At 69.0% G+C, this 18,333-nt stretch carries 16 protein-coding genes and 1 tRNA gene; 8 read left to right on the top strand and 9 right to left on the bottom strand.

Features of this window, described 5'->3' with window-relative positions:
- Nucleotides 1–21: 21 nt before the first annotated feature.
- A complete protein-coding gene (locus tag EBL85_RS12710; protein ID WP_123139003.1) occupies nucleotides 22–1,092 on the top strand; it encodes a 3-deoxy-7-phosphoheptulonate synthase in 1,071 nt (356 codons plus the stop codon).
- Between the two features lie 99 nt (nucleotides 1,093–1,191).
- A complete protein-coding gene (locus EBL85_RS12705; RefSeq protein WP_123143098.1) occupies nucleotides 1,192–1,629 on the top strand; it encodes a DUF4124 domain-containing protein in 438 nt (145 codons plus the stop codon).
- 630 nt (nucleotides 1,630–2,259) lie between these two features.
- On the opposite strand, the gene mtgA is transcribed toward EBL85_RS12705, so the two are convergent.
- Complete coding sequence (gene mtgA, locus EBL85_RS12700) at nucleotides 2,260–3,084, bottom strand: monofunctional biosynthetic peptidoglycan transglycosylase (RefSeq protein ID WP_123143097.1); 825 nt, start codon at nucleotides 3,082–3,084, stop codon at nucleotides 2,260–2,262.
- Between the two features lie 28 nt (nucleotides 3,085–3,112).
- Nucleotides 3,113–5,122, bottom strand: a complete 2,010-nt coding sequence (uvrB, locus tag EBL85_RS12695) for an excinuclease ABC subunit UvrB (RefSeq protein ID WP_123143096.1) — start codon at nucleotides 5,120–5,122, stop codon at nucleotides 3,113–3,115.
- Nucleotides 5,123–5,273: 151 nt separating this feature from the next.
- Between uvrB and EBL85_RS12690 the strand changes: the two genes are divergently transcribed.
- Both EBL85_RS12690 and EBL85_RS12685 read left to right on the top strand, forming a co-directional pair.
- Entirely contained in the window at nucleotides 5,274–6,461 is a 1,188-nt protein-coding gene (locus EBL85_RS12690) for a pyridoxal phosphate-dependent aminotransferase (protein WP_123143095.1), read from the top strand.
- Between the two features lie 140 nt (nucleotides 6,462–6,601).
- Nucleotides 6,602–6,677: transfer RNA gene (locus EBL85_RS12685), tRNA-Asn, on the top strand.
- A 68-nt stretch (nucleotides 6,678–6,745) separates the two neighbouring features.
- Here EBL85_RS12685 and EBL85_RS12680 read toward each other — a convergent pair.
- From EBL85_RS12680 to EBL85_RS12665, 4 genes are all read right to left on the bottom strand, one after another.
- On the bottom strand, nucleotides 6,746–7,747 hold the full coding sequence (locus tag EBL85_RS12680; RefSeq protein ID WP_082805864.1) for a hypothetical protein: 1,002 nt from the start codon (nucleotides 7,745–7,747) through the stop codon (nucleotides 6,746–6,748).
- 256 nt (nucleotides 7,748–8,003) lie between these two features.
- Nucleotides 8,004–8,735 (bottom strand): 16S rRNA (uracil(1498)-N(3))-methyltransferase, encoded by a 732-nt coding sequence (locus EBL85_RS12675; RefSeq protein WP_123139008.1) that lies wholly within the window; start codon nucleotides 8,733–8,735, stop codon nucleotides 8,004–8,006.
- A gap of 3 nt (nucleotides 8,736–8,738) precedes the next feature.
- On the bottom strand, nucleotides 8,739–9,143 hold the full coding sequence (locus EBL85_RS12670) for a DUF423 domain-containing protein (RefSeq protein ID WP_369957531.1): 405 nt from the start codon (nucleotides 9,141–9,143) through the stop codon (nucleotides 8,739–8,741).
- 25 nt (nucleotides 9,144–9,168) lie between these two features.
- Entirely contained in the window at nucleotides 9,169–11,043 is a 1,875-nt protein-coding gene (locus tag EBL85_RS12665; RefSeq protein WP_123143094.1) for a DEAD/DEAH box helicase, read from the bottom strand.
- A gap of 232 nt (nucleotides 11,044–11,275) precedes the next feature.
- Here EBL85_RS12665 and EBL85_RS12660 point away from each other — a divergent pair, with 232 nt between their 5' ends.
- Nucleotides 11,276–12,634 carry an AarF/ABC1/UbiB kinase family protein gene (locus tag EBL85_RS12660; RefSeq protein WP_123139010.1) on the top strand — a complete coding sequence of 453 codons (1,359 nt, stop codon included), beginning with the start codon at nucleotides 11,276–11,278 and terminating at the stop codon, nucleotides 12,632–12,634.
- Between the two features lie 13 nt (nucleotides 12,635–12,647).
- Here the strand turns inward: EBL85_RS12660 and EBL85_RS12655 are convergent, their stop codons facing one another.
- Genes EBL85_RS12655 through EBL85_RS12645 form a run of 3 tightly spaced genes read right to left on the bottom strand, consistent with a single transcriptional unit; the run spans nucleotide 12,648 to nucleotide 15,763 of the window.
- Nucleotides 12,648–13,055 (bottom strand): response regulator, encoded by a 408-nt coding sequence (locus EBL85_RS12655; RefSeq protein WP_123139011.1) that lies wholly within the window; start codon nucleotides 13,053–13,055, stop codon nucleotides 12,648–12,650.
- Between the two features lie 32 nt (nucleotides 13,056–13,087).
- Complete coding sequence (locus EBL85_RS12650; RefSeq protein WP_123143093.1) at nucleotides 13,088–14,503, bottom strand: NAD(P)H-binding protein; 1,416 nt, start codon at nucleotides 14,501–14,503, stop codon at nucleotides 13,088–13,090.
- 18 nt (nucleotides 14,504–14,521) lie between these two features.
- Nucleotides 14,522–15,763, bottom strand: coding sequence for a cytochrome-c peroxidase (locus tag EBL85_RS12645; RefSeq protein WP_123143092.1), 1,242 nt, complete (start codon nucleotides 15,761–15,763; stop codon nucleotides 14,522–14,524).
- A gap of 83 nt (nucleotides 15,764–15,846) precedes the next feature.
- On the opposite strand from EBL85_RS12645, the gene EBL85_RS12640 reads away from it, so the two are divergent.
- The 3 genes from EBL85_RS12640 to EBL85_RS12630 are packed head-to-tail and all read left to right on the top strand — an operon-like array spanning nucleotide 15,847 to nucleotide 18,166.
- On the top strand, nucleotides 15,847–16,152 hold the full coding sequence (locus EBL85_RS12640) for a PepSY domain-containing protein (RefSeq protein WP_123139014.1): 306 nt from the start codon (nucleotides 15,847–15,849) through the stop codon (nucleotides 16,150–16,152).
- Entirely contained in the window at nucleotides 16,149–16,811 is a 663-nt protein-coding gene (locus EBL85_RS12635; protein ID WP_123139015.1) for a response regulator transcription factor, read from the top strand. The genes EBL85_RS12640 and EBL85_RS12635 overlap by 4 nt, the downstream gene beginning before the upstream one ends.
- Complete coding sequence (locus EBL85_RS12630) at nucleotides 16,808–18,166, top strand: sensor histidine kinase (RefSeq protein ID WP_123139016.1); 1,359 nt, start codon at nucleotides 16,808–16,810, stop codon at nucleotides 18,164–18,166. The genes EBL85_RS12635 and EBL85_RS12630 overlap by 4 nt, the downstream gene beginning before the upstream one ends.
- Nucleotides 18,167–18,333 lie beyond the last annotated feature (167 nt).

Here is an 18,333-nt window from a genome sequence, read left to right as displayed (position 1 = left end):
AATCCAGCAACGCCCATGCCCATGTACCAGACCGACGACCTGCGCATCCGCGAAATCAAAGAAGTCCGCTCACCGAAGGCGTTGCACGAGGAGTTTCCGCTCTCCGAGGCCGCCTCGGCGACCGTCTATGGCACCCGTCACGCGATCCAGCGCATCCTCCACGGCGAGGACGATCGTCTGCTGGTGATCATCGGTCCCTGCTCGGTGCACGACCCCGACGCCGCGATCGAGTACGCCCGCAAGCTCAAGCCGCTGCGCGAGCGCTTCGCCGAGCAGTTGCAGGTGGTGATGCGGGTCTATTTCGAGAAGCCGCGCACCACCGTCGGCTGGAAGGGGCTGATCAACGACCCCGGACTCGACGGCAGCTTCGAGATCAACCAGGGGCTGGGCATCGCCCGTAAGCTGCTGCTCGATCTCAACGACATGGGCATGCCCGCCGGCACCGAGTTCCTCGACCTGATCAGCCCCCAGTACATCGCCGATCTGATCAGCTGGGGCGCGATCGGCGCGCGCACCACCGAGAGCCAGGGCCATCGCGAGCTGACCTCCGGGCTGTCCTGCCCGGTCGGCTTCAAGAACGCCACCAACGGTGACGTCAAGGTGGCGATCGACGCCATCCACGCCGCCGCACGTCCCCATGTGTTCATGTCGGTGACCAAGGAGGGACGCTCGGCGATCTTCAGCACCACCGGCAACGTCGACACCCATGTCATCCTGCGCGGCGGCCAGCGTCCGAACTACGACACCGAGAGCGTGCACATCGCCGCCGACCAGATCGTCGAGTCCGGGCTGACGCCGAAGGTCATGATCGACTGCAGCCACGCCAACAGCCGCAAGAAGCCGGAGAAGCAGGTGCGCGTCTGTCAGGACGTGGCCGGACAGGTGGCGCGCGGCGAGCAGTGCATCATCGGCGCGATGATCGAGGGCAACCTGGTCGCCGGGCGGCAGAACCTCGGTGACGGCAAGGGGTTGGTCCACGGCCAGAGCATCACCGACGCCTGTGTCGGCTGGGACGACACCGAGCCCATGCTCCAGGCACTGGCCGACGCCGTGGAGCAGCGCCGCGCCGCCCGCGCCCGCGGGCGCGACTGAGACCGCCGGCCTCTCACGCGCGCCGGGGATCCCGACTAAGCTCGGACATGGCGGGGCACTGAGCCCCGCCATGTGATTCCAGCGGAGGGAGGATCAAGCATGAAAGGCGCCATCGCGCTGCTCTGCGCGGTCGCGGCCCTCGACGCCCAGGCCGAGCTGTATCGTTGCGTCGACGCCGCCGGTCATACCAGTTACCAGCAAACGCCCTGTGACGCCGCAAGTTCGGGGGGCAGCATCGAGCTCGACACCCGCAGCCCCGACGGCAACGCCCGCGCCGCCAACGACCCGAGGATGTCGGTCGGCAGCCAGCTCGAACGGCTCGCCCCACCCCCGACCGAGCGCACTTCCACCGACGCGCCGCGCAAGACATCAACCCCCACGGCAGTGGATCGGGCCAAATGCGCCCGTCACCGTGCCCAGGTCGCGCGCTGGGAACAGGCCGCCCGCGCCACCTACCGCGACCGCAGCGAACAGCACTACCGCGAGCAGATGCTCGAACACCACCGCGCCCAGGTCGAGCGGTATTGCGGCCCCTGAGGACGGGCTGCCAGCCGCCAGCCGCCAGCCGCCAGCCGCCAGCCGCCGGGAGATATTGAACCGCAAAGTCCCAAAGGACGCGAAGAGAGCGACCAGCCTTCAGCAAACAGCCTCCGGTGTCGGCGTACGGTCAACCGCGACGCGACGAGACAACCCAGTCCCCTCACTGGAGGCTGGCAGCTGGAAGCCTTCCTTCATCTTCGCGCTCTTGGCGCCTTTGCGGTTCGAATCAGCTTCCAGCGATCAGCCTCCAGTCGGCGAGGCTGGTGTGCATGATCGGCGATTGACGAGCAAGACAGCATCTTGGCGGTTCAATGAAGATTGAACCGCCAAGACACAAAGGACGCGAAGAGAGCGACCAGCCTTCAGCAAACAGTCTCCGGTGTCGGCGTACGGTCAACCGCGACGCGACGAGACAACCCAGTCCCCTCACTGGAGGCTGGCAACTGGCGACTGAAGGCTGGGCGCTGATCGCTCCCCCCGCGATGGGCACGCTGCGCTTTGCCCATCCTACGATGATGGCGCCTGGTGTTCGTGGCGACGGTGAGGAAAAACGCCCGCTGGCGGCTGACGGCTGGCGGCTGACGGCTGGCGGCTGGCGGCTGGTAGCTGACGGCTGATCGCTGAACCTCAGAGCCGCCCCAGATAACGCTCGCCGCCAAGACGCGAGGACTGGTCGATGATCCAGTCGGCGCGGCGGCGCAACCGCTCCGAGGGGCGGTCGAGACGGTAGTGACCGGGGGCAGGCAGCACGCCGATGAGCAGCGCCGACTCCTCCAGCGTCAGGGTGCGCGCCGGGTGGCCGAAGTAGCGCACGCTGGCCGCCCCGGCGCCATAGGTGCTGGGGCTGAACTGGATGATGTTGAGATAGACCTCGAGGATGCGCTCCTTCGACCACAGCACCTCGAGCAACAAGGTGAACCAGGCCTCGATCGCCTTGCGCCCCCAGCCCTGCCCCGGCCACAGGAAGAGGTTCTTGGCCGTCTGCTGGGTGATGGTGCTGGCGCCGCGCAACGCGCCGCCCTGGCGATGGGCGGCGAGGGCGTGACGGATCTCGATCAGGTCGAAGCCGAGATGGGTCGGAAAGCGCTGATCCTCTCCACTGATCGCCGCCAGTCGCAGCGGCGGCGGGAGCTCGCTCCAGGGCACCCAGCAATGATGGTAATAGGGCGGTGACTGATCGAGTCGCCACAGGTTGTAGGCGTGCTGGAGCATGAACGCCGAGGCCGGCGGATCGACCCAGCGCAGCGCCCCGACGAGCAGCGCCGAGCCGAGCACGCCGGTGACGACCAGCACCAGCAACCCGCGACCGCAGCGGCGCAGCCAGCAGCACGCCCGCCCGGGCATGCTCCGGAGCCGCGACGGCGGCGACCCGGGCGCCTCGGCCGCGGCGCTCGCCATGCCCGGCCCGGGGGCGTCGACCGCGCCGGCCTCCCGCCGCTCCTGCTCGCTCATCGTCGCGGTGTCGCACCCATGCGCGTGCTCAGCCCGCCAGCCCCCGGGTCTGCAGCGCGCGGATCTGGTCGCGCACCGCCGCCGCCTGCTCGAACTCCAGGTCCTTGGCGTGCTGGTACATGGTCTTCTCCAGCGTCTTGATCCGCTTGGCCAGCTGCTGCGGGGTGAGCGCGGCGTACTCGGCCACCTCGTCGGCCACCGCGGCATAGTCACGCGCCGGCAGCGGCGCGCCCGGAGTGGCCGCCTCCATGATGTCGGCCACCGCCTTGCGGATGGTCTGCGGGGTGATGCCGTTGGCGGCGTTGGCGGCGAGCTGCTTGGCGCGGCGGCGCTCGGTCTCGTCGATCGCCCGGCGCATCGAGGCGGTGACGCTGTCGGCGTAGAGGATCGCCTTGCCGTTGGCATTGCGCGCGGCGCGACCGATGGTCTGGATCAGCGAATCGGTCGAGCGCAGGAACCCTTCCTTGTCGGCGTCGAGGACGGCGACCAGCGAGACCTCGGGCATGTCCAGCCCCTCGCGCAGCAGGTTGATGCCGACCAGCACGTCGAAGGCGCCGAGCCGCAGATCGCGGATGATCTCGACGCGCTCGACGGTATCGATGTCGGAGTGCAGATAGCGCACCCGCACCTCGTGCTCGGTGAGGTAATCGGTGAGGTCCTCGGCCATGCGCTTGGTGAGGGTGGTCACCAGCACGCGTTCGTCGACCGCGACCCGGGCGTGGATCTCGGAGAGCAGGTCGTCGACCTGGGTCAGCGCCGGGCGCACCTCGAGCTCGGGGTCGACCAGCCCGGTGGGACGCACCACCTGCTCGACGACCACGCCCGAGTGCTCCAGCTCGAAGGCGCGCGGGGTGGCCGAGACATAGATGGTCTGCGGCTGGCGCGCGCGAAACTCCTCGAAGCGCAGCGGCCGGTTGTCGAGCGCCGAGGGCAGGCGGAAGCCGTAGTCGACCAGGTTCTCCTTGCGCGAGCGATCACCCCGGTACATGCCGCCGAGCTGGGGCACGGTGACATGGCTCTCGTCGATCACCACCAGGGCGTCGTGCGGCAGGTAGTCGTAGAGGGTCGGCGGCGGCTCGCCGGGGGCGCGCCCGGAGAGATAGCGACTGTAGTTCTCGATGCCCTGGCAGTAGCCGACCTCGACCATCATCTCCAGGTCGAACTGGGTGCGCTGTTCGAGCCGCTGCGCCTCGACCAGCTTGCCCTGCTCGCGCAGCACCGCGAGGCGCTCGCGCAGCTCCGGCTTGATCTGCTCGACGGCCTGGAGGATGGTCTCGCGCGGCGTGGCGTAGTGGGTCTTGGGGTAGACGGTGTAGCGCGCCACCTGCTGGCGCACCGCGCCGGTGAGCGGGTCGAACAGCGACAGCGACTCGATCTCGTCGTCGAACAGCTCCACCCGCACCGCCTCGTCGTCGGACTCGGCCGGATAGATATCGATCACGTCGCCGCGCACCCGGTAGCAGCCGCGCTGCAGCTCGACCTCGTTGCGCTGGTACTGCAGGTCGGCGAGACGACGCAGGATGGCGCGCTGATCGACCAGATCGCCGCGCTTGAGCAGCAGCACCATCTTCAGATAGGCGCTCGGGTCACCGAGCCCGTAGATCGACGAGACGGTGGCGACGATCACCACATCGCGCCGCTCCAGCAGCGCCTTGGTCGCCGACAGCCGCATCTGCTCGACGTGCTCGTTGATCGCCGCGTCCTTCTCGATATAGGTATCCGTGGCCGGGACATAGGCCTCGGGCTGGTAGTAGTCGTAGTAGGAGACGAAGTACTCGACGGCGTTGTGCGGGAAGAACTCGCGCATCTCGCCGTAGAGCTGGGCGGCGAGGGTCTTGTTCGGCGCCAGTACCAGGGTCGGGCGCTGCACCCGGTCGATGACGTTGGCGATGGTGAAGGTCTTGCCCGAACCGGTCACCCCGAGAAGGGTCTGCCCGGCCTCGCCGTCCTCGAGGCCGGCGACCAGGCGTTCGATGGCTGCTGGCTGATCGCCCGCGGGTGCGAACCGGGCTTCGAGCTGGAAAGGTCTGGCGGACATGCAAGGGGCCTCGTCTGCTGATGGCGACGGCACCCCGCAGCGACCGCGATCCACGGCCATCGCGCGAGATGCCGGGCGTCCGGCGTTTCGCTATTATTGGCAGTTGCAACAATCAAATCCAGCCACCCCAGGACCCCAGAGATCATCGCTGATGAGCACCAAACTCGCCGCCCGCGTCCAGGCCGTCAAGCCGTCTGCCACACTCGCCATCACCGCCCGCGCCAATGCGCTGCGCGCCGAGGGCAAGGACGTGATCGGACTCGGTGCCGGTGAACCCGACTTCGACACCCCCGAACACATCAAGGCCGCCGCCATCGCCGCGATCGAGAACGGCTTCACCAAGTACACCGCCGTCGACGGCACCGCCGGGCTCAAGCAGGCGATCATCGACAAGTTCAAGCGCGACAACGGGTTCGACTTCACCGCCGAGCAGATCCTGGTCTCCTGCGGCGGTAAGCAGAGCTTCTTCAACCTCGCCCAGGCGCTGCTCGATCCGGGCGACGAGGTGGTGATCCCCGCCCCCTACTGGGTCTCCTACCCCGACATGTCGCTGCTCGCCGGTGCCGCCCCGGTGTTCATCCACGCCGCCGCCGACCAGTCGTTCAAGATCACCCCGGCGCAGCTGCGCGCGGCGATGACCGAGCAGACCCGGCTGGTGGTCATCAACAGCCCCTCCAACCCCACCGGCATGGCCTACAGCCGCGACGAGCTCGAGGCCCTCGGCGAGGTGCTGCGTGACTTCCCGCGCGCGGTGATCGCCAGCGACGACATGTACGAGCACATCCGCTGGAGCGATGCGCCCTTCGTCAACATCCTCAACGCCTGCCCCGACCTTGCCCCGCGCACCCTGGTGCTCAACGGCGTCTCCAAGGCCTACTCGATGACCGGCTGGCGCATCGGCTACGCCGCCGGTCCGGTCGACATCATCAAGGCGATGAAGAAGGTGCAGTCGCAGAGCACATCCAACCCGGCCTCGATCTCGCAGGCCGCCGCCCAGGCCGCGCTCGAAGGCCCGCAGGCGTGCATCGGCGAGATGCTCGTCGCCTTCAAGGCGCGTCACGACCTGGTCGTCGAGCGGCTCAACGCGATCGAGGGCATCGAGTGCCTGCCCACCGACGGCACCTTCTATGTCTTCCCCAAGGTGCAGGGGCTGATCGATCGCATGCCCAACATCAACACCGACCTCGAGCTGGCCGAGTTCCTGATCGAGACCGCCGGCGTCGCCCTGGTGCCCGGCACCGCCTTCGGCCTGCCCGGCTACGTCCGACTGTCGATCGCCACCAGCCGCGAGAACCTGGAACAGGCGCTCGAGCGTATCGCCAACGCCTGCGCCGGCTGAGACCCGCCCCGGCGTCCCGTCCGCCGGGGCGCCGAGTCATCGGTCAGAGGCAAGCGAAAACGGCATGCGATCGAACACAGCAATCGAATCCATGCTTGACGCATCAGCGCATCCCCACTAACATTATCGGCTCAAGACATTCCCTGGTAGCTCAGTCGGTAGAGCGGGTGACTGTTAATCACTAGGTCGGCGGTTCGAGCCCGTCCCAGGGAGCCAAATACGAAAAAGGGCTGATCCTCACGGATCAGCCCTTTTTTCTTGTCTGTCCGTCGGTCTCGCCCCGCTCAGAGCAACAGCAGGGCCGTCGACATCCCCACCAGATAGGCCGGCCAGTAGCCGATGCGGGCGAGACGATCGAGCCGCTCGGCCTCGCGCTCGCGCTTCTGGTGCTGCCAGATCCGCAACTGCACGTTGACCAGGATCACCGCCCCGGTGATCACGAAGGTGCCGGCGATGAAGGCATCGACCGCGGTGAGATAGCCCAGCCTCGGCAGGTCGTTGCCCAGGGTGAAGTTGAAGGCGATCAGCAACAGCAGCACGGTGATGCCGATGTCGATACGCTTCATGTAGTCCTTGAGGCGGAAGGTGCTCCACGAGACCACCAAGATGATCAGCATCGGCACGAAGATGCGCACCACGTAATAGAGCAGGTGACGGTTGGCCTGGAAGCCGAGCGAGAAGCGCGAGTAACCGAGTCCGTCGGCACCGGTGACGGTGTCGACCACCGCCGCCGAATCGAACACCTGCCATTCCTCCTCGCCGAGCTGGTCGCCGACCCCGATATGCTCGGGCAGAAGCTCGAAGACGAACAGCGAGTCGGGGAGCAAGGACTCCGCCCGGATGTAGAACGACTGGCTGTCGAAGGGGAAATCGCGGAAATCGAAGTCCGGGGCCTGGAACACCGCCGTTGCGCGCTCGATATAGTGCACCTCGCCATCGGGGTAGAGGCGTATCCCCTGGCGGCTCAGGTCGTGCCGCCCCTGCTGATTGGCCAGGAACATCCCCGGCCACACCACCCCCTGCGCCTGTAACCTCTCCATCGTCTTGGCAAAGGTCAGCATGCGAAACGGCGGCGCCCCGGGCGTCGGCTCATAGGCCAGCGCCGGCTCACGATAACGTACCCGCAGGGTATAGACGGCGGAGAAGTTCTCGGCCTTCTGGTCGATCCCGACGATCTGGTCCAGCGTCACCCCGATCCGCACCACGGTCGGCCCGTCGGCTCCCTCCCCGGCCACGACCCAACCCGACAGCAACAGCAGACACAGCAGCAGCAACAGGCGATGCATCGGCACGACCTCGGGCGACGGGAGTCAACCTGGAGGATAGCGGCTCGCCGGGATCGTACACAAGACGAGCCGCCAAGGGATTGGACCGCAAAGACGCGAAGGACGCCAAGCAAAAACAGTTGATTGGGTTGCAGCGACCAGTACGGCTGAATGCAATGCCCACTGGAGGCCGGCGATTGGAAGCCGATCGTCTTCTTTGCGCGCTTCGCGTCTTTGCGGTTCGATTCGGCTGGTCGCTAACGGCCGGCGCCCGGGATCAGTCCCCGAGGTCGCCCCACAGCCCCTGGATCAGCGCGATGGCGGCCAGGGGAGCGGTCTCGGTGCGGAGGATGCGGGGACCGAGACGCACGCCGGTGAAGCCCTGAGCGCGGGCCTGATTGATCTCGCGCTCGCTCAGACCGCCTTCGGGACCGATCAACAGGGTGACGCCGGTCTCGGGCGGGGTGAGTGCGGTGAGCGCGCGCTCGGCGCGAGGATCGAGGATGAGACCGCCGGGCCAGCCGGCGGGGAGCCAGTCGGGCAGCGCCTGCAGGTCGTCGAGCCGGGGCAGGCGGCGACGACCGCTCTGCTCGCAGGCGCTGACGATCACCCCGCGCCAGTGGTCGAGACGACGCGCCAGCCGCGCCCCGTCGAGCCGCACCACGCTGCGCTCGGTACGCAGCGGGGTGATGCGGGTGACGCCAAGCTCCACGGCCTTCTGCAACGCGAAGTCCATGCGCTCACCCTTGGAGACGCCGAGGGCGAGATGGATCTCGAGCCGGGGCGCGGGCTCGACGGGACCAGGCGCGCCGAGGCGCACCTGCACGCCCTCGCGCCCGCTGTGGGTGATGGTGGCGGGGAAGTCGTGACCGCTGCCGTCGAAGAGCACCACCTCGGCCCCGGGGCCGAGGCGCAGCACCTGCGCCAGATGACGCGCGGGACCGCTGGGCAGGGCGCAGTCGGCGCCGTCGGTCAGCGGCTGGTCGACATGGACGCGAGGGATGCGCACGGCTCAGCCCCCGTGATCACGCCCACCGGCCAGACGCCAGCCGGCGAAGGCCAGGGCCAGCCAGCCGCCGAGCAGCAGCATACCGCCGATCGGGGTGACCATGCCCAGCCCCCGCACCCCGCTGAGCACCAGCGCGAACAGGCTGCCGCTGAACAGGGCGATGCCGGCGAGAAACAGCCAGGCGGCGAGAGCGACGCCAGCGGCGCGCGGGCGCGCCACCAGCAAGGCGCCACAGACCAGGATCGCCAGGGCGTGGGTGGCGAGATAGTCGGCGGCGGTGTGCCAGTTGGCCAGCATGCGCGGCTCGACCCGGCCATCGAGTCCGTGCGCGCCGAAGGCGCCGAGCGCCACGCTCGTCAGCCCGCAGAGCGCGCCGACGACCAGCCAGGGTCGTGCCGGATGCATCATCGATCCCCCTCGTTATCCACCGATCTCAGTCGCGCGGCTTGCGATTCGGGCGCGGCCGCCACTCCTTCTCGCCGGGCGCGCCACGACGCACCGGCGTGCGCTCGCCGCGCTGCCGCCCGGGCACGAACTTGCCGGGACGCGGCTTGCCCGGACGCCCCTCGCGCACCGGTGCGGCGGTGCCACGGCGCGGCTCGCCCTCGCTCTGATCGAGCGCCGAGATGCGCAGGGCCTGACCACGGACATAGACCCGCTTGAGGTGCTGGAAGACCTCGCGCGGCATGCCCTTGGGCAGGTCGACCACCGAGTGATCGTCCTGGATGTCGATGCGGCCGATGAAGCGGCCCTCCAGCCCGGCCTCGTTGGCGATGGCGCCGACGATCTCGCGCGGGGTGGCGCCATGCTGATGACCGACCTCGATGCGGTAGTGCTCGAGATCGCCCTGCGGCGGCCGGCCGGCGTCGTGGTCGCGCTCGCGACGCGGGCGACGCTCGCCGCGATCACCGCGCTCGGGACGAGCGCCCCGCTCGAGACGCGGACCGCGGTCATGACGCTCGCGCGACGGGCGCGGCCGCGGCAGCTCCTCCTGGATCTCCAGCGGACGCTCGCGCTGGTTGAGATAGGCGAGCGCCGCGGCGAGGTCGTGCATCTCGACCTCCAGCTCGGTGTTGAGCCGCGACAGCAGGCGATAGAAGAAATCGAGGTCCTGGCCGAGCGCCTCCTTGATCTCGGCGGTGAAGCGATCGATACGCGACTCGCTGAGATCGGCCGCCGAGGGCGGCTCCATCGCCGGCACGCTGCGGCGGATGGTGCGCTCGATGGCGCGCAGCAGCCCGCGCTCGCGCGGCTCGACCAGCAGCAGCGCGCGACCGGCGCGACCGGCACGGCCGGTGCGGCCGATACGGTGGACATAGGCCGAGGGGTCGGTGGGGATGTCGAAGTTGACGACATGGCTGATGCGCTCGACATCGAGTCCGCGCGCGGCCACGTCGGTGGCGACCAGGATATCGAGCTGGCGCTGCTTGAGCCGCTCGATGGTGCGCTCGCGCATCTCCTGGTTCATGTCGCCGTTGAGCGCCTCGGCGGCGAACCCATGGGCCTTGAGCTTGTCTGCCAGTTCGGTGGTGCCGTGCTTGGTGCGCACGAAGACCACCATGCCGTCGAACTCCTCGATCTCGAGGATGCGGGTGAGCACATCGAGCTTGTGGAAGCGGGTGACCACGCAGTGGTGCTGATCGATGGTGTCGACCGTCTCCGAGTCGGCCGCCACCTGCACCAGCATGGGATCGCGCAGCCGCTTCTCGGCCACCTGACGGATGGCGCGCGGCATGGTCGCCGAGAACAGCGCCACCTGCCGCTCCTCCGGCGCCTGCTCGAAGATCCAGTCGATGTCCTCGGCGAAGCCCATGTTGAGCATCTCGTCGGCCTCGTCGAGCACCAGGGCGCGGATCCCGGCGAGCGACATGGTGCCGCGACGGATGTGGTCCATCACCCGACCCGGGGTGCCGACGATCACCTGCGGCTTGCGCTTGAGCTGGCTGATCTGCAGCCCGTAGCTCTGACCGCCATAGATCGGCAGCACCAGGAAGCCGGGCAGGTGCGCGGCGTACTCCTGGAAGGCCTCGGCGACCTGCAGCGCGAGCTCGCGGGTCGGCGCCAGCACCAGGATCTGCGGTCCCCCGGCATCGAGATCGAGACGGCTCAACAGCGGCAGGGCGAAGGCCGCGGTCTTGCCGGTGCCGGTCTGGGCCTGACCGAGCAGGTCACGCCCGGCGAGCAGGTGCGGGATACATTGGCTTTGAACCGGGGTGGGGGACTCATAGCCGAGATCACCAACGGCCTGGGTGACGGCGGGGGAGAGACCGAGATCGGCGAAACCGGTGCTCGTGTCAGGGGTATCCATGGTGGAGCCTCGAAGGGGAGAGAGAAAGGCGCGCTTGCAAAGAAGGCCGGGATGGCCTGCCGGAGATCGCGAGGAAACTGTTTATTATTGAACTATGTGCGTGCAACTGCAAGTGATTTCACCTTTTCCATACACCATCACCGCCACCGCAAGGGTTGCGATTTTGCCTTGTCGCCACTCCATGCCGCGCCTACATTGGGTTAAACCTTAATATTTCGATAAGGAATTCATCATGACCAAATCCACCAAGCAGCCGGGAAGCGCCGTCCCCAGCCGCCGTCTCAGCCGTCTCTGGCACCTCGGTCGTGCGACCACCGACCTGGCCGCCGGCGTCGGCGTCAAGGGGATGTTCGAGCTGGCGCGCAGTCGCAACAGCGGCGAGCCGGCGCGCATCCAGCTCTCGCCCGAGCACACCCGCCGCTTCACCGAGCGGCTGGCGCGGATGCGCGGTGCGGTGATGAAGATGGGCCAACTGATGTCGATGGAAGGCTCGGACATCTTCACCCCGGAGGCCGCCGAGATCATGAGTGCGCTGCGCGAGCGCGCCGAACCGATGCCGATGAGTCAGCTCAGCCAGGTGCTCGAGCGCGAGTACGGGGCGGACTGGGACAAGCGCTTCAGCCGCTTCGAGTTCAAGCCGATCGCCGCCGCCTCGATCGGCCAGGTGCACCGCGCCGAGACCCGCGACGGTCGCCGTCTGGCGCTGAAGATCCAGTTCCCCGGGGTGCGCGACAGCATCGACAGCGACATCGACAACCTCGCCCTGCTCGGCCAGACCTTCGGCATGGCCCCCAAGGGCATCGACATCAAGCCCTTTCTCGAGGAGGCGCGCCGCCAGCTCCATCGCGAGGCCGACTACGACGCCGAGGCCGAGGCCCTCGAGCGCTATCGCGCGCGACTCGGCGACGACCCCGACTTCCTGGTCCCGGCGGTGCATCGCGACCTCACCACCCGCAACGTGCTGGCGATGGACTTCGTCGACGGCGTACCGGTCGACCGCCTCGCCGGCGCCGACTACCGCCGCGCCGCGCGCGATCGCGCCGCCACCGCGCTGATGCGCCTGACCCTGCGCGAGCTGTTCGAGTTCGGCCTGGTGCAGACCGACCCCAACTTCGGCAACTATCTCTACGACGCCGACAGCGGCCGTATCGCCCTGCTCGACTTCGGCGCCACCCACGGCGTCGCCCCCGAGCACGTCGCCGCGTTCCGCCGCCTGGCGCTCGCCACCATCGACAGCGATCGCGAGGGCATGCGCGAGGCCTCGGTCGCGCTCGGCTACATGGGCGCCGACGACCCGGTCGAGCACATCGGCACCATGCTCGACCTGCTGCAGCTCGCCGCCGAGCCGCTGAGCACCGATGACCACTACGACTTCGGCACCTCCGACCTGTTCGAGCGCGTCTACCGCCAGGGGCGCGAGCTGTTCCGCTCCGGCGCCTTCAGCACCGCCCCGGCGCCGGAGACGATGTTCCTGCACCGCAAGTTCATGGGCTCGTTCATGCTCTCGCGCCGACTGCGCGCGCGCGTCGATCTCGCCGCGATGGTCGAGGGCGTGATCCGGCCGCCGGCGCCCGCGGCGGCGGCCGCCTGAGCACCGCTCCGGCTCAGTCGGCGTCGCCCGGCCAGCGAGCGTGGCGCAGTACCGCCGCCACCAGCGCATCGATGTCCGGCGGCTTCTCCAGCAGCTCGGCCATACCGGCCTCGTTGGCCTGGGCGCAGGTCTCGGGCAGCAGCGCGACCGTCAGCCCCACCACCGGGATCCCGGGGAGACGCTCACGGCAGCGCCGCGCCAGCGTCAGACCATCGACCACCGGCATCCGCAGGTCGGTGAGGAGCAGCTGGTAATCGTCGTCGGTATCGAGTGCGGCGAGCGCCTGCTCGCCGTCGCCGACGCCGGTCACCCGCGCCCCCTCGCCCTCGAGGATCTCCTGGAGCACGCACAGAGTGATCTCGTTGTCCTCGGCGACCAGCAGCCGCAGACCCTGCAACGGGGAAAGGGATTGGGACTCCATGAGCGTGCCCTCCTTGCCTGATCGCCGAGCATTCAGCGCGCCAGTCGCGCCAGCCGGCGCTGATAGCGACGCATCACCCGCAGATGGATCGCCGCCTGGGTCCACAGATAGAGATACCAGGGCAGCGCCGGGGCATAGTCGTGGATCGCGGCCATGGTATAGCGGCCATCGAGCAGGGTATGGAACTCGAACCGCCCGCCGGTCTCGGCGCGGGCCAGCAATCCACCGTCGATGTGATAGACCCGCCGCTGTGCCGTGCTCATCGCCGCCGCCGGACGCAGCCGCAACAGTACCACCCGGGGCAGTCGCAGCCCGACCTCCCAACCGCCGTCGGCGCACTCGCGACTGGCCACCAGCGGCCAGCAGCAGCGTCCCAGCCAGCGGAAATAGTTGCCCGCCACCCAGGCCGCGTCCTGTCCCGGCGGCAGGATGATGCGCTGGATCGAGCGTACCCGGCTCGCCTCGCGCAGTTGCGCCCGGTCCTCGAGCTGGATCGGGCGGCGCGGGTTGGGCTGCAGGTGACGACCATCGGCGGCGAGCGACTGCGCCAGCGCCCGACGGAAGGCGAGGGCCGAGGGCGCGATCGCCCGTTGCAGCGCATTGTCACGTATTCGCAGCCGCTGCGGCAGACTCTCGACCACCGGCCCGACCAACGCGGGACTGGCCCCTGAGACCCGCCGCGCCACCCACGCGACCACCCCCAGCGGCAACCACGGCAGGGTGAACACCCAGCGTCGCACCCCCATCACCTCGGCGCACTGACGCACCATCTCGGCATGGCTCAACCACTCGGGACCACCGAGATCGAACACCCCGCGATAGTCCTCGGGGCGCTCCAGACACAGCAGGATGGCGCGCACCAGGTCGTCGAGGGCGATCGGGCGGGTCGGCGAGCGCGCCTCCGGCGGCAGCGCCAGCAGCGGCAGACGGCGCACCAGATCGACCAGCAGCCCGAGCCCGGAACCGCCCGGCCCCACCACCAGCCCGGCGCGCAGCACGCTCACCGGGGTGCCGTGAGCGGCGAGCGTCAGCTCCACCTCGCGCCGGCTCCACAGCAGCGGCGCGATCTCGAAGCCCTCGGGGATCAGCGCGCTGACGAAGACGATCTGACGCACTCCGCAGGCCGCCGCGGCGCGGGCGAAGTTGTCGGCAAGAATCAGATCCATGTCGCGCGCCGCGGCCTGGGTCAACCGCGACGAAGGGGCGTTGGAGTGCACCAGATAGACCGCGAGATCGCAGCCCTGCAGCCCGGCGCGCACCGCCTCGACGTCGAACAGATCGCAGCGACGCCAGCCGATACGCCGCTCGGGGTCCGGAATCCGCGCCCGCGCCGGCGAGCGGGTCAACGCCACCACCTCGTGGTGCTCGGCCAGCGCCCGGCACAACGCGGTGCCGATGAAACCGCTGGCACCGGCGACCGCCACCCGGGGCCGTCCCTGCTCACTCATCCAACCTCCTCGATCCGATCAATCCTGTGGCGCGTCCCAACCGTCGCTGAGTGTTCGCAGGAAGGCAACAATGGCGGCCTCCTCCTCGGCATCGAGGCCGAGATCACCCAGCTCGTCATCATTGACGTTACGCGCCACCTCCGGGCGTGGCCAGCAGTTGTTGCCCGGACGCGGCGCGGCCAGGTCCTCGCAGACCGGCTTGAGATCGCGCGTGTTGTAGAAGTGCACCACCGTCTCCAGCCCCTTGTGGGCGCCGTTGTGCATGTAGGCGCGCACGAATCCGGGCGCGGGACGACGATCGACATTGCGCAGGGTCGGCACCTTGTGCTTGCCGAGCTGCGCCCCAGCCAGGGCCGCGAAGCGCGGCACCCGGGCGAGCAGTCCTCCCAGCCCGGGATCGCGCCAGGCACGCCCATCGGGGTTGTAGTCGGCCATCGCGTACCAGGGGTTGTCGGGGTTACGCCCGACACCGAGGTTGTCGTAGGTGAAGTCGGTAAACAGTGGCGGACTGCCGTCCGCCCCCGGGGTGTGCGGATGACAGGCGGCACAGTTGCCCTTGTCGGCGCGGGCGAAGAGCTCCAGCCCCCGGGCCTCCTCGGCGCTCAGCGGATAGCGCTCGGGATCGCGCAGATAATGGTCGTACTTGGAGCTGAAGGCGTTGACCTCGGGCGATGACTGGTAAGCAGCGAGCGCGCGGGCAATGGCGTTGAACCCAGCGACCGGCTCGGCGCAGACGCTCTCGCCGAACCAGTCGCGCAGCGCTCGCCCCCGCGGCCCGGCACAGACCCGCTCGACCGCCTCGGCGGCATCGGCAAGGTTATGCTCGAGCGGGTCGAGCAATGGCGCCTGGGCCTGCTCGGCGAGCGGGTCACCGAGCAGCCAGCCGGTGGCGCGACCGTCCCAGAAGTTGCCACCGACGAAACCGCCGCCCTCCTCGTCGAGATACAGCGGCGGGCTGAAGCTCGCGTAGGCCAGGGTCGGCGCGCGACGATTGCCGAAGCGTCCGGGCACCGCCCCGGGCTGGACCGCACCGGCGGCATTGATCGCGCTGTCCGGGCCGCTCCAGCCGGCACTCGGCAGGTGGCAGCTCGCACATGACTGCCCGGGCGGCTCGGACAACCCGGTATCGAAGAACAGCGCCCGGCCCAGCGCCACCAGCGACGATGGCGGCGACAGCTCGCTGGCGCCGGTCGACGCGGCGCCGAGCGCAAACGCGACGCCCAGCCAGCGCACCCGGCTGCTTGCAGTGATGTTCAGCATGGGTTCAGGAACCTCGTTTACACTTCTTGGGCATCGATCGGCACGGGTCACGCCCGCGCCGTGAGCCGCAACGGACCCTCTGCATGAAGACCACAGTCCCCCTGCTCGCTTTCGGTCTGCTGTCACTGACCATCTGCGCGGGCGCCGACGACCACCTCGACCACGACAAGGTGCGGCAGCTCCGCAAGCACGGCCAGATCCTGCCCATGGAGCAGCTGCTCGAACAGGCCGCACGGTTGCGCCCCGGCCAGCTGATCGAGGCCGAACTCGAACATCGACATGGTGGATATCGCTACGAGATCAAGATCCTCGATGCCGATGGCCGGGTCCACGAGCTCGAACTCGATGCCGCCACCGCCCGCCCGCTGCACCACGAGATCGAGCCATGAGACTGTTATTGGTAGAGGATGACCCGGCCCAGGTCGCGGCGCTGCTGCCGGCGCTCAAGGCCGCCGGGTTCGCCGTCGATCATGCCGCCGACGGCATCGGCGGCGAGCAGCTCGGCGACACCGAGCCCTATGACGTGGTGGTGCTCGACCTCGGACTGCCGCGCCGCCCCGGACTCGAGGTGCTGCGTCACTGGCGCGCACACGGGCGCGACCTGCCGGTGCTGGTGCTGACCGCGCGCGACGCCTGGCACGAACGTGTCGACGGGCTCAAGGCCGGGGCCGACGACTATCTCGGCAAGCCCTTCCACGTCGAGGAACTGCTCGCCCGGCTCAATGCCCTGACCCGCCGCGCCGCCCCCGCCGCCGGACGCACCCTCGCGGTCGACGGGCTCAGCCTCGACGAGGACGGTCAGCGCGTGGTGCTCGAGGACGGCCAGACACACCCGCTCACCGGCACCGAGTTCCGCCTGCTGCGCTACCTGCTGCGCAACCCCGGGCGCATCCTCTCCAAGACCCAGCTGATGGAGCACGTCTACGACCTCGACGCCGAGCCGAGCGGCAATCTCATCGAGGTCTATATCCGGCGGCTGCGCGAGAAGATCGGGCGCGAACGCATCGAGACCCTGCGCGGCCAGGGCTATCGGCTCAGACGCCGATGATCTCGCTCGAGACCCGGCTGCACCTGGGGCTGGCGCTGGCGCTGACGGCGGTGATCGGCAGCGCCTGGTGGATCGGTCACATCGCCCTCCACCACAGCTCGGAGAGCGTCATCTACTCGCGTCTGGAGCACGACGCCGAGGGCCTGCTCGGCTCGCTGCGCAGCGGTCACGGTCATCTGCACGTCGCCGCGCGCCATCTCACCCCGGTCTACAACCAGCCGCTCTCGGGCCACTACTTCGTCGTCGAGGACGACCAGGGCAACCGACTACGCTCGCGCTCGCTGTGGGACGAGGACCTCGACACCCGGGCGCTGGCCCCCGGCGAGACCGCCGCCTGGCGCGCCGCCGGCCCGGATCGGCAGTCGTTGTTGGTGTGGGCCGGCGGCTATCGTCTCGACGCGCATCTCCTCACCCTCACCATCGCCGAGGACGTCAGCGAGTTCGATACCGAGATCGACTTCTTCGAGCGGCTGTTCGCGCTGCTCGCGGTCTGCGGGCTGGCACTGAGCCTGGTGCTGCAACGGCTGATCGTGCAGCGCGCCTTCACCAGCCTGCGCCCGCTCTATCGCGACATCGAGCGGCTCGAACACGGACGCGCCGGCACCCTCACCGAGCAGGTCCCGCCCGAGATCCTGCCGCTGGTGCGCAAGTTCAACCGCCTGCTCGAGCGCTTCGGCCAGCGTCTCGAACGCTCGCGCACCGCCGCCGGCAACCTCGCCCATGCGCTCAAGGGACCGCTGACCCTGCTGCGCCAGCAGCTCGCCGCCGACACCCTGGCGCTCGACGCCGAGCAGCGCCAGGGGCTGCTCGATCAGGTCGAGCGACTGCGCCAGATCGCCGAGCGTCAACTCAAACGTGCCCGGCTCGCCGGCGCCGGCGGCGCGGCGCTCTACTTCGAACCCGAGGAGGAACTGCCGGTGCTGGCGCGACTGCTCAAACGCATGCACGCCCCCAAGCAGCTCCACATCGCGTTCGACAGCGCGATCCGGGGACCGCTCGCGGTCGATCGCGAGGACATGCTCGAACTCCTCGGCAACCTCCTCGACAACGCCTGCAAGTGGGCCGAGGGCGAGGTTCGGGCAACGCTCTCGGTCAACGACGGGGAGCTGCTGATCCGCGTCGACGACGACGGCCCCGGCTGCGCCGAGGCGGCCCTGTCCACACTCACCGAGCGCGGTCTGCGACTCGACGAGCAGGTCAGCGGTCATGGCCTGGGGCTGGCGATCGTGCGCGAGATCGTCGAGGGCTACGGCGGCCAACTGACACTCACACACGCCCCGCTCGGCGGCCTGCGCGCCGAGGCCCGGCTCACGCTCGAACACGCCACCAGCGATCGCGCCCCGCGTTCAGCTTGATTTCAGCTCCGGGGTCCAGGATGGACCCATGGACACAAGACACCCCCCCACTCGACCCCTCGGCGTCCTGCCGTTGGCACTGCTGCTCGCCCTCGCCGCCGCGCCGGCCGCCGCCGGAACCCTCGGCGAGGCGGTCGGCGCGGCGCTCGAACGCAGCGGCGAGAGAT

Source organism: Marichromatium sp. AB32, assembly GCF_003718675.1.
In the GTDB taxonomy this organism is placed as follows: domain Bacteria; phylum Pseudomonadota; class Gammaproteobacteria; order Chromatiales; family Chromatiaceae; genus Marichromatium; species Marichromatium gracile.
The sequence above is the reverse complement of the archived record's forward strand: the minus strand, read 5'-3'. Positions and strand labels throughout refer to the sequence as shown.